This window comes from Actinophytocola oryzae (assembly GCF_004364325.1).
Lineage (GTDB): Bacteria > Actinomycetota > Actinomycetes > Mycobacteriales > Pseudonocardiaceae > Actinophytocola > Actinophytocola oryzae.
The window spans coordinates 23,846-37,378 of record NZ_SOCP01000031.1; the positions used below are offsets into that span (position 1 = coordinate 23,846).

Annotated in this window: 15 protein-coding genes; 11 read left to right on the forward strand and 4 right to left on the reverse strand. The window is 70.0% G+C overall.

Features of this window, described 5'->3' with window-relative positions; all coding sequences use genetic code 11:
* Positions 1 to 67: 67 nt before the first annotated feature.
* Together CLV71_RS45380 and CLV71_RS45385 are read left to right on the forward strand one after the other, a co-directional pair.
* Positions 68 to 835, forward strand: coding sequence for a 3-oxoacyl-ACP reductase (locus CLV71_RS45380; RefSeq protein WP_243867486.1), 768 nt, complete (start codon positions 68 to 70; stop codon positions 833 to 835).
* 8 nt (positions 836 to 843) lie between these two features.
* Positions 844 to 1,557 (forward strand): FadR/GntR family transcriptional regulator, encoded by a 714-nt coding sequence (locus tag CLV71_RS45385; RefSeq protein WP_133909180.1) that lies wholly within the window; start codon positions 844 to 846, stop codon positions 1,555 to 1,557.
* Here the strand turns inward: CLV71_RS45385 and CLV71_RS45390 are convergent.
* Positions 1,546 to 2,028, reverse strand: coding sequence for a DUF1707 domain-containing protein (locus tag CLV71_RS45390; RefSeq protein WP_243867474.1), 483 nt, complete (start codon positions 2,026 to 2,028; stop codon positions 1,546 to 1,548). The two genes, CLV71_RS45385 and CLV71_RS45390, sit on opposite strands and share 12 nt — an antisense overlap.
* Positions 2,029 to 2,118: 90 nt before the next feature.
* Here CLV71_RS45390 and xerD point away from each other — a divergent pair, with 90 nt between their 5' ends.
* The 3 genes from xerD to CLV71_RS45405 all read left to right on the forward strand — a co-directional run bounded on the left by xerD (position 2,119) and on the right by CLV71_RS45405 (position 4,962).
* Complete coding sequence (gene xerD / locus CLV71_RS45395; protein WP_133909181.1) at positions 2,119 to 3,018, forward strand: site-specific tyrosine recombinase XerD; 900 nt, start codon at positions 2,119 to 2,121, stop codon at positions 3,016 to 3,018.
* A 148-nt stretch (positions 3,019 to 3,166) separates the two neighbouring features.
* On the forward strand, positions 3,167 to 3,946 hold the full coding sequence (locus tag CLV71_RS45400; protein WP_208298055.1) for a pectate lyase family protein: 780 nt from the start codon (positions 3,167 to 3,169) through the stop codon (positions 3,944 to 3,946).
* Positions 3,943 to 4,962, forward strand: coding sequence for a pectate lyase family protein (locus CLV71_RS45405; RefSeq protein ID WP_243867476.1), 1,020 nt, complete (start codon positions 3,943 to 3,945; stop codon positions 4,960 to 4,962). The genes CLV71_RS45400 and CLV71_RS45405 overlap by 4 nt, the downstream gene beginning before the upstream one ends.
* On the opposite strand, the gene CLV71_RS45410 is transcribed toward CLV71_RS45405, so the two are convergent.
* The 3 genes from CLV71_RS45410 to CLV71_RS45420 are packed head-to-tail and all read right to left on the reverse strand — an operon-like array spanning position 4,959 to position 7,872.
* Positions 4,959 to 5,672, reverse strand: coding sequence for an aspartate/glutamate racemase family protein (locus CLV71_RS45410; RefSeq protein ID WP_133909182.1), 714 nt, complete (start codon positions 5,670 to 5,672; stop codon positions 4,959 to 4,961). The genes CLV71_RS45405 and CLV71_RS45410 overlap by 4 nt on opposite strands.
* Before the next feature lie 4 nt (positions 5,673 to 5,676).
* The gene (locus CLV71_RS45415; protein WP_133909183.1) at positions 5,677 to 7,125 is read right to left on the reverse strand and encodes an NCS1 family nucleobase:cation symporter-1; all 1,449 of its coding nucleotides are present in this window, start codon (positions 7,123 to 7,125) and stop codon (positions 5,677 to 5,679) included.
* 54 nt (positions 7,126 to 7,179) lie between these two features.
* The gene (locus CLV71_RS45420) at positions 7,180 to 7,872 is read right to left on the reverse strand and encodes a GntR family transcriptional regulator (RefSeq protein WP_133909184.1); all 693 of its coding nucleotides are present in this window, start codon (positions 7,870 to 7,872) and stop codon (positions 7,180 to 7,182) included.
* 228 nt (positions 7,873 to 8,100) lie between these two features.
* On the opposite strand from CLV71_RS45420, the gene CLV71_RS45425 reads away from it, so the two are divergent.
* From CLV71_RS45425 to CLV71_RS45450, 6 genes are all read left to right on the forward strand, one after another.
* Positions 8,101 to 9,036, forward strand: coding sequence for a ParA family protein (locus CLV71_RS45425; RefSeq protein ID WP_133909185.1), 936 nt, complete (start codon positions 8,101 to 8,103; stop codon positions 9,034 to 9,036).
* Positions 9,033 to 9,362, forward strand: coding sequence for a hypothetical protein (locus tag CLV71_RS45430; protein WP_133909186.1), 330 nt, complete (start codon positions 9,033 to 9,035; stop codon positions 9,360 to 9,362). Before CLV71_RS45425 ends, CLV71_RS45430 begins: the two co-directional genes overlap by 4 nt.
* Positions 9,352 to 10,164 (forward strand): segregation and condensation protein A, encoded by an 813-nt coding sequence (locus CLV71_RS45435; protein ID WP_133909187.1) that lies wholly within the window; start codon positions 9,352 to 9,354, stop codon positions 10,162 to 10,164. The genes CLV71_RS45430 and CLV71_RS45435 overlap by 11 nt, the downstream gene beginning before the upstream one ends.
* A gap of 563 nt (positions 10,165 to 10,727) precedes the next feature.
* Positions 10,728 to 11,651: an SMC-Scp complex subunit ScpB gene (gene scpB, locus CLV71_RS45440; protein WP_133909226.1), complete on the forward strand. Its 924-nt coding sequence runs from the start codon at positions 10,728 to 10,730 to the stop codon at positions 11,649 to 11,651.
* 10 nt (positions 11,652 to 11,661) lie between these two features.
* Positions 11,662 to 12,378, forward strand: a complete 717-nt coding sequence (locus CLV71_RS45445; RefSeq protein WP_424923965.1) for a pseudouridine synthase — start codon at positions 11,662 to 11,664, stop codon at positions 12,376 to 12,378.
* Between the two features lies 1 nt (position 12,379).
* Positions 12,380 to 13,501: a DUF1015 family protein gene (locus CLV71_RS45450; protein WP_133909189.1), complete on the forward strand. Its 1,122-nt coding sequence runs from the start codon at positions 12,380 to 12,382 to the stop codon at positions 13,499 to 13,501.
* Positions 13,502 to 13,533: the final 32 nt, after the last annotated feature.

Sequence of the window (13,533 nt, forward strand, 5' to 3'; positions counted from 1 at the left end):
GTACGCGCCGAGGGAGCAAGATGCACAGCTCGCTCGTTGCCATGTGGACAGCGTCGGGCAAGGGGGCATCATGAAGCGATTGCAGGACCGGGTAGCTGTGATCTCCGGCGCGGCCAGTGGGATCGGCCTCGCCTCGGCCAGGCGATTCGCCGACGAGGGCGCCGTGGTCGTCGGCGTAGACCTCGACACCGACGCCATCGAGGCCCTCGCCAAGGACACCGGCGGCGCCGCGATCACCTGCGACGTCTCCGACGAACACGCGGTCGAAACCATGTTCGCGCAGGTCGTCGCCGACCACGGCCGCCTCGACATCGCCTTCAACAACGCGGGCATCTCCCCGCCGGAGGACGACTCCATCCTGACGACCGGCATCGAGGCGTGGGAACGGGTGCAGAGGATCAACCTCACCTCGGTGTACTACTGCTGCAAGTACGCGATCCCGCACATGCGCGAACAGGGCAAGGGATCGATCATCAACACCGCCTCGTTCGTCGCCGTCATGGGCGCCGCGACCTCGCAGATCTCCTACACCGCCTCGAAGGGCGGCGTACTGGCGATGACCCGCGAGCTGGGAGTGCAGTTCGCCCGCGAAGGCATCCGGGTCAACGCCCTGTGCCCCGGCCCGGTCAACACCCCACTGCTGCAGGAGCTGTTCGCCAAGGACGAGGAGAGGGCGCAGCGGCGGCTCGTGCACCTGCCCATGGGCCGCTTCGCCGAGGCGTCGGAGATCGCGGCCGCCGCGGCGTTCCTCGCGAGCGACGACTCGTCCTACATGACCGCGTCGACGTTCCTGGTGGACGGCGGGCTCTCGGGTGCGTACGTCACCCCGCTGTGATCGTGTCCATGCACGAAGGAGTGACCGCCGCGTTGTTCCGCCCCGTGCGGACACGCAACGCCTTCGAGGAGACGGTGGAACGGCTGCTCCAGGCCGTCCGGCTCGGCGTCGCCGCCCCGGGTGAGCGGCTGCCCGCCGAACGCGACCTCGCCGCGCGATTAGGGGTCAGCCGGGTGACGCTGCGCGAGGCCATCCGCGCGCTCGCCGACGCCGGCTACGTCAAGTCCCGGCGCGGCCGCTACGGCGGCACGTTCGTCGCCGAGTCCTTACCGGCCGCCGCGCCCCGCGAGGCACCGGCCGCCGACCTCGAGGACGTCCTGACCCTGCGCCACGTCCTGGAGAGCGGCGCCGCCGAGGCGGCCGCGGCCCGTGCGCTCACCCCGGCCGACCGACAGACCCTCACCGCCGCACTGCTCGAAGCGTCCTGTGTGGACACCGACGAGCTCGAGTACCGCCGCCGCGACTCCCGCCTGCACCTCGCCATCGCCGAGGCGGCGGGCGCGCCGTCGCTGACCACCGCGGTCGCCGACGTCCGGACCCGCGTCAACGAGCTGCTCGACGCGATCCCGCTGCTGTCCGCCAACATCGAGCACTCCAACGCCCAGCACCGGGCCGTCGTCGACGCGATACTGGCCGGGGACGCGCCCGCCGCCCGTCGCGCGATGGCCGAGCACCTCGACGGCACGGCCGCGCTCCTGCGGGGGTTCCTCTCACATGCGTAGCGGGCGGCCCTCGGCGTCCGTGCCGCCGCTCGCCAGCATGATGATCCCGTCGATGATGCTCCAGATGATCCCGACGCCGACGAGGCTCGTCACCAGCTGGGCGATCGCGATGCCGTTGTGGCCCGTGTAGAACCGGCCGATGCCGAACGGCAGCATGATCTGCAGGACTCCGGCCGCGACCCGGTACCGGTCCGACTGACCGGGCAGCGCGGGCGGCTGCGCGTGAGGCGTGTACATCGGCGGCCCGGACGGCGGCGGCAGCGCGGGCACGTTCATGAACGGCGGATACGGCGGCGGCAGGTCCGTGAACAGCGGTTTCAGGTCGGCGCGGGTCCTGGCCTCCAGCACGACGGCCATCCGCTCCTCGTACTCCTCGAGCGACAGCCGCCCTTCGGACATGTGCTCGGAGAGGAGCTTGACCGCGGACTCGCGCTCCGCGGTCCCGATGCGGAGCTGATCGGCGTCGGACACATCCCCAACTCTACGGCAGGCGCGTCACACCGTCCGGTAACCCCACCGGCACTAGGCTCCTGCCCTGCACAGGGAGGGAGGTGTCGACCGATGCTCGCCGACGCGATCGCCACCTACCTCGACCACCTCGCGGTCGAGCGTGGCACCGCGCGCAACACCCTCGACGGCTACACCCGTGACCTGCGCAGATACGAGCGGCACCTCGCCGGCCTCGGCGTGCCGACCCTGGAGGCGGTGACCGAGGCACACGTGTCGGCCTTCCTCGCGGTGTTGCGCACCGGATCCGACGACCACCCGCCGCTCGCCGCGTCGTCGGCCGCGCGGGCGCTCGTCGCGGTGCGCGGCCTGCACAGGTTCGCGGTGCGCGAGGGGCTCGTGGCGGTCGACCCCGCGCGTGAGGTGAAACCGCCCGCCGCGCCGCGCCGGTTGCCGAAGGCCCTGCCGGTCGACGACGTGCTGCGGCTGCTGGAGACGCCGTCCGCGCTGCGTGACCGGGCGCTGCTCGAGGTGTTGTACTCGACCGGCGCGCGGATCTCCGAGGCGGTCGGGCTCGACCTCGACGATGTCGACGCCGTGGAGCGGACCGTGCTGCTCGACGGCAAGGGCGGCAAACAGCGGCTCGTGCCGATCGGCCGACCCGCGCTCGACGCGCTGGACGCCTACCTGGTGCGGGCGCGGCCGGGGCTCGCGGCCGGCGGGCGGGGCAGTCCCGCCGTGTTCCTGAACGTGCGGGGCGGACGGCTGTCGCGGCAGACCGCGTGGCAGACGCTCAAGGTGGCGGCCGAGCGAGCGGGCATCACCGCGACCGTGTCACCGCACACCCTGCGCCACTCGTTCGCGACCCACCTCATCGACGGCGGTGCGGACGTCCGGGTCGTGCAGGAGCTGCTCGGCCACGCTTCCGTGACCACCACCCAGATCTACACGCTCGTCACGGTCAACACGCTGCGCGAGGTGTATGCGACGGCGCATCCGAGAGCACATGGGTAAGCCCTTGCCCCATTGACGTCACCCCGGTACGGCTCTAACGTCGTTTAGGCAAGCGCTTTCCCCACTGATATCTCTGGAGGCAACGATGCCCCCATCGCTTCGCCCTGCCTTTCTCGCGGCGATATTGATCGCGCTCCCATTAGTGGTCGTGGCCCGCTCGCAGGCCGAGCCCGCCGACGGGCCGATCGGGTTCGCGAGCGTCAACGCCCTCGGCCAGAACGGCACCACCGGCGGCGCCGCCGGTCCGACGGTCACCGTGACCACCGCGAGCGACCTCGAACGCTACGCGGGCATGAACACGCCGTACACCATCCAGGTGGCGGGCCGGCTCACCGTCGACGACATGATCACGGTGGTGGCCAACAAGACCATCGCCGGCGTCGGCACGAACGCGGAGATCTCCGGCGGCGGACTGCAGCTGGGCTCCACGACCCGCCCCGGCAACAACGTGATCGTGCGGAACCTGACGTTCACCGGCGCCTCCGACGACTCGGTCAGCGTCACGAACTCCGCGCACCACGTGTGGATCGACCACAACGACTTCTCCGGCGGTTTCGACGGCCTGCTCGACATCAAGCGGGCATCGGACTTCGTGACGGTGTCGTGGAACCGTTTCCACGACCACAGCAAGACCTCACTCGTCGGCCATTCCGACACGTTCACCCAGGACGTCGGCCACCTGCGGGTGACCTACCACCACAACTTCTTCGACGGCACCGACCAGCGGCATCCGCGTGTCCGCTTCGGCGACCCGGTGCACGTGTTCAACAACTACTACCGGAACAACGCACTGTACGGGATCGCGTCCACGATGAACGCCGGCGTGCTCGTCGAGGGCAACTACTTCGAGAACGTCGCGCACCCCAGCCACGTCGGCTACGACAAGAGCGACCCGGCCGGCTGGTGGCCCGCAACAACGTCTTCGTGAACTCGGGTGCCCCGGAAACCGCCGGCACGGTCACCGAACCGCGCACCTACTACCAGTACACAGTGGACAACCCGGCGGACGTGCCTGCGATCGTGCGTGCCGGTGCCGGTGTCGGCAGGGTCGCGACCACGATGGTCGCCAACACGGTCGACGGCTTCGCCGGCGTGAACGCGTTGGGGCAGAACGGCACCACCGGCGGAGTCGGCGGCCGGACGGTCACCGCGACCACCACCGACCAACTCCTGGACTACATCGACACCGTCGGCCCGCTGGTCATCCAGGTGTCCGGCCGCATCGCGATCACCAGCAAACAGGGCGTACGGCCCAACAAGACCATCATCGGGCTCGGCACGACTGCCGAGATCACCGGCGGCGGCCTGGACTTCTACCGCTCCTACAACGTGATCGTCCGCAACATCAGGTTCACCAACGCCGAGGACGACGCGGTGAACGTCGGCCAGAACTCCCACCACATCTGGATCGACCACAACGAGTTCTCCGGTGCGGTCGACGGCTCGGTCGACATCGTCCGAGGCGCCGAGTACGTGACGGTGTCGTGGAACTGGTTCCGCGGCACGGACAAGACCATGCTGATCGGCCACTCCGACGCCAACGCGTCGGAGGACACCGGCCACCTCAAGGTCACCATCCACCACAACTACTTCGACGGCTCGACGCAACGTCACCCACGCGTGCGCTTCGGTGACCCGGTCCACGTCTACAACAACTACTTCCGCGCGACCAGCGCGTACGGTGTCGCGTCGACCATGAACGCGGGTGTGCTGGTCGAGGGCAACTACTTCGAGAACGTCCCGTTCCCGTGCTACTCCGCGAGCGGCTACGCGGAGTCCGGACCAGGCAGGCTGGTGGCCCGCGACAACGTGTTCACCGGCTCCGGGCCGTGCGAGGTCGCGGGCACCGTGACCGAACCGCGCACGTACTATTCGTACACAGTGGACAGTCCGGCCGGTGTGCCCGCGACCGTGCGGGCAGGCGTGGGCCTCGGGAAGGTCTAGCGCCCGAAGCCGTGCAGCAGCCCGCTGTACGGCTTCGGCGGCGGGGCGGCGTACTCACCGCGGTCGCCGGTGCGCAACCCCATCGTCAGCAGCGACTGGACGGCGAGCGTCGCGGCCTGCACGCCGTCCACTACCGGGGCGCCGACCTCCACCGCGAGGTCGGCGACCAGGTGTGTCATCCCGGCACAGCCGAGCACGATCGCGTCGGACTCGTCGCGTTCCAGGGCGTGCCTGCACGCGGCCGTGATCGTCTTGCGTGCGTCCGGGTCCTGGTCGAGGTCCAGCACCCGGATGCCGCAGGCGTGCACACCCCGGCAGAACCGGCCCACGCCGTACCGTTCGGCGAGGTCCCACGTCCTGCCGCGGCTCCGGTCGAGCGTGGTCACGACGCTGAAGCCGCGCCCGAGGTAGCTCGCCGCACGCATGGCCGCCTCGGCCATCCCGACCACGGGCCCCCGCGCGACCTCGCGGGCCGCGTCGAGGCCGGGGTCGCCGAAGCACGCGATCACGTACCCGTCGGCGTCCCTGGTCTCCGCGAGCACGCCGGGCACCGCGAGTGCCTCGTCGTAGTGGCTTTCGATCGACGCCGGTCCCATCGGCGCGGTCACCGCCAGGATCTCGGTGCCTGCGGCGGCGACCGCGTGTGCGGACCGCCCGATCATCTCGGTCATCGGCCTGCTGGTGTTCGGGTTGACGACCTTGATCAGCACGACGTCAGGCCCTCCGCCGCGACAGCAGCGTGTGCAGTACGAACCCGACCGCCATGCCGATGAACCACGTGTACTGGGCCGTGGTCACCATCCCGGGCCCACCCGACCACAGCACGGGCACCAGCGCGAGCACGGCGCCGACCGCGGTCGCGATGATCGCCTTCGGGTTGTACCCGCCTCGGTAGAAGTACTTGCCGTTCTCCGACATGGTGAACATCGCGTGCACGTCGACCTGCTGCCTGCTCACCACGTAGTAGTGGGCGATCAGGACCCCGAACAGCGGGCCGATGAACGCGCCGAGCACCTCGAGGGTGTAGTGGATGACCTCGGGGTTGTTGTAGAGGTTCCACGGCGTGATCAGCACCGAGCCGACCGCCGCGATCATGCCGCCCGCGCGCCAGCTGATCCGCTGCGGACTCACGTTGGAGAAGTCGAAGGCGGGGGAGATGAAGTTGGCCACGATGTTGATGCCGATCGTGGCGACCGTGAACGTCAACGCCCCCAACACGATCGCGAACGTGCTGTCGATCCTGGCGACCGTCGTCACGGGGTCGGTGATCAGCTCGCCGAACACCGGCACCGTCAGCGACGCCGTCACCACGACGAGGATCGAGAACATCAGGAAGTTCAGCGGCAGCCCGAGCAGGTTCCCGCGCCGGACCGCGGCGAAGCTCCTGCCGTAGCGGGAGAAGTCGCCGAAGTTCAGCATCGGTCCGGAGAAGTACGACACCACGAGCGCGATCGCGCCCAGCATCACGGGCAGCGCGTCGAACCCGCTGTACCGGACCTCACCGAGGTCCAGGTCGATCGCGCCCCAACCCGCCTGGTAGATCAGGTAACCGCACAGCAGGAACATGACCACGTACACGGCCGGGCCGCAGAAGTCGATGAACCGCCGGATCGACTCCATGCCGGTCCAGAACACGGCCGCCTGCGCCACCCACAGCACCGCGTAGGACACCCAGCCGAGCAGCGGCAGGCCGAGGAACCCGTACTGGTTCACGTCCGCGTACGGGGCGAGGCCGGAGAACAGCTTGATCAGCACCACGTTCAGCGCGACCGACGCGAGGTAGGTCTGGATCCCGTACCAGGCCACGGCGATCAGCCCTCGGATGATCGCCGGGATGTTGGCGCCGAGCACGCCGAAGACCGTGCGGCAGATGACCGGGTAGGGCACCCCGGTGGCCTGGCTCGGCTTCGCGACGAGGTTGCAGAAGACGTAGACGATCGAGATCCCGACCACCAGCGAGATCAGCACCTGCCAGCTCGACAGTCCGAGCACGAACAGGCTGCCCGCGGTGACGTACCCGCCGACACTGTGCACATCGGACATCCAGAACGCGAAGATGTTGTAGGAGCCCCAGGTCTGCGCGGGCAGTGGGGCCAGGTCCTCGTTCGTCAGCCGCGGGTCGTGGTCCGGCGCCGCTGGTTCTCGCGACATGGTGTCGGTCATGCCTACCGACGCTAGGAGCGCGTTGTTACGTGGCCATGTCGCGAATCGTATATTTCACCGGAAGTCGGGAACCGTGGCGATCGCGGACTCCAGCCTGCGGTGGTGCTCGCCCGCGACCCGCAGCAGCGTGGCCGCGTCGCGTGTCTCGAACGCGGTGAGCATCTCGCCGTGGTCGCGGTGCAGCGTGGCCCGGCCCGCCGCGGGCAGGTGGGCCATCGGCTGCACGGGTTCGGTGACGTTCCACGCCGACTCGAACATCGCGAGCAGCCGGTGCATCCCGCACGGCCGCACGAGCGCGAAGTGGAAGCGCCTGCTCTCCCGGTGGTAGCCCCGCGTGTCGGCCGCCGCGATCGCCGCCTCCAGCGCCTGGTGCGCGTCGCGGGCGTACGCGTGGTCGCGCGGGGTCGCCGCCCCGACGGCCGTCTTGAGCGCCGCGGTCTCCAGCACCTCGCGGACCAGGTACATCTCCGACAGCTCCGCCGCGGTGAGCGTCGCGACCGTGTAGCCGGCGTTGGGCCGGTGCTCGACCAGACCCTCGCCGATCAGCGTCTTGAGCGCCTCGCGCACCGGGATGCGGCTCACCCCGAACACCGCCGCGACCTCGTCCGGCGGGATCGGCGTGCCCGGCGGCACCCCGCCGTCGAGCAGACACCGCCGCAGCTCGGCGAGGATGGCCGCCTGCGACGTGGCCGCAGGCTCACACATGAGCTGCGCGATCAGCGCCGACCGGCGTCGTGGCCCTGGCATCCCCCGAGGCTATGCCGGGTTTCGCCCTCGTTGGTTGACCGCGTGTGAACCAATCGATCCGGCACACCGCCACACTGGGCCTCGGAAGGTCGTTTTGGCATGCCGAACACGCAGGTCAGCGACTTCATGGCAAGCAATGTAAGGTGCCACGGCGAGCCTCTTTGCCGGGCTGCGTCACCCATCTCTAAGCTTCCCCGCACAGCGCGGACGACAAGGAGCTAGGTCGTTATGTCGACAATGCACCCCTCGGACAAGGAGCTCAGTCTCGCACCGAGGGCGGCCTCCGACGAGGAGGAGGTACTCGACGAGAGCACGAACGGCACCGGGCCCCTGAACCGCGTCAAGCGGAACATCCCGGAACCGCCGCTGCTCAGCTCCCACGGCCCCGCCAAGGTCATCGCGCTCTGCAACCAGAAGGGCGGGGTTGGTAAGACCACCTCGACCATCAACCTCGGTGCCGCGCTGACCGAGTACGGCAGGCGGGTCCTGATCGTCGACTTCGACCCGCAGGGCGCGCTCTCCGTCGGGCTCGGCATGCCCGCTCACCTGCTCGAGAAGACGATCTACAACGTCATCATCGAGCGGTCCATCACCATCAACGACGCGATCATGCGCACGAGCGTCGAGAACATGGACCTGCTGCCGAGCAACATCGACCTGTCCGCGGCGGAGGTGCAGCTGGTCGCGGAGGTCGGCCGCGAACACACGCTGGTCAGGGCGTTACGGCCGGTCATCGACGTGTACGACTACATCCTGATCGACTGCCAGCCCTCGCTCGGCCTGCTGACCGTGAACGCGCTCGCGGCCGCGGACGGCGTGCTGATCCCGCTGGAGTGCGAGTACTTCTCGATGCGGGGTGTCGCGCTGCTGACCGACACCATCGAGAAGGTGCGTGAGCGCCTCAACCCGAAGCTGGAGATCACCGGCATCGTCCCGACCATGTACGACCCGCGCACCGTGCACTCGCGTGAGGTCATGGCCCGTGTGGTCGAACGCTTCGGTGACGTCGTGTTCGACGCCGTGATCAACCGGACCGTGCGGTTCCCGGAAACCACCGTCGCGGGTGCCCCGATCACGGTGTGGGCGCCGAGGTCCGCCGGTGCGAAGGCCTACCGTCTCCTGGCCCGCGAAGTGATCGCCAGGGAAGTGGTGGCAGCCAGGTGACGCGCCGGCCTTCGTTGCCGGGAGCGGATGAGCTGTTCAGACCGACGGGCCCCGCCGACGGTGTGACCCCCGGATGGCTGACGGGTGCGCCCGAGCCCGCCCGGCGGGGCTCGCCCCGGCAGAAACACACGTCGAAGATCACCGTGTACGTGTCGGACGAGGAGCTGCTCGCCATCGAGCACGCCCGGCTCGCACTGCGCGGCACGCACGGCCTGGCCGTCGACCGAGGCAGGATAGTCCGCGAGGCGATCGCGGTCGTACTGGCCGACTTCGACGAACACGGCGAGGAGTCGGTGCTCGTGCGGCGCCTGCGTCATGACGAGTGACGAGCCCGTACGCTTCACGGTGAAGCTGTCGAACTTCGAGGGCCCGTTCGACCTGCTGCTGCAGCTCATCTCGCAGCACGAGCTGGACGTCACCGAGGTCGCGTTGCACACGGTGACGGATGACTTCATCGCGTACCTGCGCCAGGCGGGCGACGACTGGAACCTGGACGAGACCACGGAGTTCCTGGTGGTCGCGGCAACCTTGCTGGACCTGAAGGCGGCCAGGCTGGTCCCGACGGGCGACGTCGAGGACGAGGAGGACCTGGCGCTGCTGGAGGCGCGGGACCTGTTGTTCGCCCGGCTGCTGCAGTACCGGGCCTACAAGCAGGTGGCGGCCCTGTTCGCGGAGCTGGAGGCGGGTGCGCTGCGGCGCTACCCCAGGTCGGTGTCGCTGGAGGACCGATTCCAGTCGTTGCTGCCGGAGGTCATGCTGGGGCTGAGCCCGACCCGGTTCGCGGTGCTCGCGGCGACGGTGTTCCGTCCGAAACCGGCGCCGACGGTGTCCATCGAGCACCTCCACATGGGCAAGGTGTCGGTCCGTGAGCACGTGGCGCTACTGAGGGTGAGGTTGGCGGAGGCGGGGCGGGCGAGCTTTGCCGAGCTGGTCGCTGACTGTGAGCACAGCATCGAGGTGGTGGCCCGGTTCCTCGGGCTGCTGGACCTCTACAAGGAGAACGTCATCCTGTTCCATCAGGAGGAGGCGCTGGCGGAACTACACGTCGAGTGGACCGGCGGAACCGTGGCGGACGTGACCGCCGCCGCACAGACCCCACCGGCCGCCGATGAGGAGGAGTACGGGTGAGCGACCAGCACCCCACCGACACACCGGACGCCGACGGTGCCACCCAGGTGCCGGCCGCGGGCGAAGCCGGCCACTCGGCCGCCGAGCCCGCCCCGGGGACCACTGCGGGGGCGTCGCCCGAACGCGGGATCACGCCCGAGGCCGCGCCCACCCCTGAGGCGGACTCCGCGACCGGAGTCGAGTCCGGGGTTGAACCCTCGGCCGGGGTCGAGTCCGGGACCGGGGTTGAGCCTGCGCCTGACGCCGAGCTTGCGGCCGGAGCCGAGGTCGAGCCTGCGCCTGGGGGCGCGTCTGCGCCGGAGGCAGAGTCGGCGCCTGACGCACGGCCCGAGGCTGAGTCCGCACCCACGATCGGGGGCGAACCTGAAGCTGCACCGGAACCGGTGGCCGCTTTGACGGGCGAGTCCATCCCCGCGCCCGAGACAGAGGTAGGGACCCGGCCGGAGCCGGAGGCCGCCGCCAGGGTCGACGGTGTGCCTGGGGTCGAGTCCGCGAGTGCGCCCGAGTCGGCGGGCGGAAGCGAGCCCGCGCTGGAGCAGGCGGCCGCCTTGAGGGGCGAGTCCATGCCTGCGGTCGGTGTTGGGCGTGAGGCTGAGTCCGGGTCGGCTGGCGGGGTCGACCTGGCGGGTGGGCGTGGGATCGAGCCGGAGGCAGCGGCTGCGTTGGAGGGGGCGGCCGCCTCCGAGGGCGAGTCCGCTCCTGCGGTCGAGTCCGTGCTCGATGTCGAGCCTGGGGCTCAGCCCGGATCGGCTGGTGGGGTCGACCTCGCGGGTGCGCCTGGGATCGAGCCGCAGGCGGAGCCCGAGCGCGAGGCGGCCGCGCCCAGTAGCGAATCCATGCCTGTGCCCGGCGTCGAGCGGCAGGCAGCGGCCGAGCCGGCGCCTGGGGTAGAGGCAGGCCCAGCGTCCCTGCCAGAGGCCGATGCCGACGAAGGTGGCCTTCCCCCGCTGAGCGACGCCGATCTCGAGGCCGCGCTCGAAGCGCTTCTCCTGGTCGTCGACTCGCCCGTCGAGGAAGAGGCTCTCGCCACCGCGCTCGACACGACCCCCGTCCGGGTGGCCGAACACCTACGCCTCCTGTCCAACAAGTACACCGACCACGACCGTGGCATCGACCTTCGACGGGCAGGCGGCGGCTGGCGCTTCTACACCCGCGACCGCTACGCCCCCTACGTCGAGAAGCTCCTCCTCGACGGCCAGCGCGCCAAGCTCACCAGGGCCGCGCTCGAAACGCTGGCCGTCATCGCCTACCGGCAGCCCGTGACCCGCGCCAGGGTCGCCGCCGTCCGCGGGGTCAACTGCGACGGCGTCATCCGCACGCTGCTCGCCCGCGGCCTGGTCGAGGAGACCGGCACCGACGTCGAGACCGGCGGTTTCCTCTACCGCACCACAGAGCTTTTCCTCGAGCGACTCGGCCTGTCCTCCCTGGATGACCTGCCGCCCATCGCACCGCTCCTCCCGGAGGTGGACTCCATTGACGAACTCTGAGCCAGACGGCATACGTCTGCAGAAGGTGCTCTCCCGCGCGGGCGTCGCCTCCCGCCGCGCCGCCGAGGACCTCATCGCGCAGGGGCGGGTGAAGGTCGACGGCTCGGTGGTCACCGAGTTCGGGCGTCGTGTCGACCCCGACACGGCCGTGATCCACGTCGACGACGTGCGTGTGGTGGTCCGCGAGGACATGGTGTACCTCGCGTTCAACAAGCCCCGCGGTGTCCACACGACCATGTCCGACGACCGCGGCCGCCCCTGTGTCGGCGACTACATCCGCAACCGCGACGAGCGGCTGTTCCACGTCGGCCGCCTCGACGCCGACACCGAGGGACTGCTGCTCCTCACCAACGACGGCGACCTCGCCCATCGCCTGATGCACCCCTCGTTCACGGTCGACAAGACCTATCTCGCCGAGGTGCCCGGCCCGGTGCCACGCACGATCGGCCGCCAGCTCCGCGAGGGCATCGAACTCGACGACGGGCCCGTCCACGTCGACAACTTCCGGGTCGTCGACACGAGTGGCGGCCGTGCGATGGTCGAGGTGGTGCTGCACGAGGGCCGCAACCACATCGTCCGCAGGCTGCTCGCGGCCGTGGACCTCCCCGTCCGCACGCTCATCCGCACCCAGATCGGCGACGTCCACCTCGGCAACCAGCGGTCGGGCTCGCTGCGAGCCCTGAGCCGCCCGGAGATCGGCTCCCTGTTCGCCGTGGTAGACCTCTGACATGACCTGGGTGCGGCCCATCACCCGAGGCTGGGTGGTCCGCGACGAGGTACCCGGCCCGGACGTCGACGAGTTCGCCGAGCCGGACCGGGTCGCCGCCGCGCTGGCCAGAAGCGGCTCGGCCAGGACACTGCTGGCGGTCCAGCACCCGCACCGCACCCCGGAAGCGTTGAAGGCAGGCAGAAGCCTGCTCGACTCCCTGCCCGCCGCCAGGAACACGTTGTCGGCACTGCTGCGCACAGCCTACCGCGAAGTGTCCACAGTGGTCGCTTTGTACGAGGTGGACGGCCCGGACGGTGCCGCGTGCGGCGTCCTGTGTCTGGTGGACCCCACCGCGGTGGGCGCGGGACACGTGCAGCACAGCGAAGAGATCTACCCGGACGTGGTCCGGGAACGCGCTGCGGTGCTGGCCGGTCTCGGCTACGCGACGAGCGCGGCGTTGCTGGTCCCCGTCGGTGAGCGGGACGAGCTGACCGAGGAAGTCCGCGCACGCACGGGAGACCAGCGTCCCACGGTGTCCACAGTGGACTCCGGCGGCAGGCGTCACCGGCTGTGGCTGACGAGGGACACCTCGCTGCTGACGACGATCGAGGCGCACACGCTGATGGTGGCCGACGGCAACCACCGGGTCGCCGCGGCAGCCGCCGCGAACGTCACCATGCTGGCCCTCGTCACGGCGGGTCCCGGCCTACGCATCGGCGCGATCCACCGCGTGCTGACGAACACCGGCCTGACGGCGACGAACCTGGCGGAGGCGTGGCGGGCCGTCGGCCTGTCGGTGCGGGAGACCCCGGACGCGTTACCGCCTGCGGAGCCGGGCAGGGTGGTGGTCCGCTGCGCGACGACCACACTCGACGTGGCGCTGCCACCCGGTCTCGACCACGCCGTGGTGGAGGAGGTCCTGATCGCCCAGGCACTCGGCCTCGACCCGGCAGGCCCGCACGTCCACCCGCTCCCGGGAGGCCGCACCGCGCCGCCGGACACCGACGCGGTCATCGAACTGGCGCCGGTCCCGCTGGCCGCGGTACTGGCCGAACACGCCGCGGGCCGCCGCATGCCCCGCAAGAGCACCTACTTCACCCCGAAACCCCGCAGCGGCCTGCTACTGGCCGACCTGCACTGAAGGACGCCTTCGTAACGCTGGGCGTCAGGAAG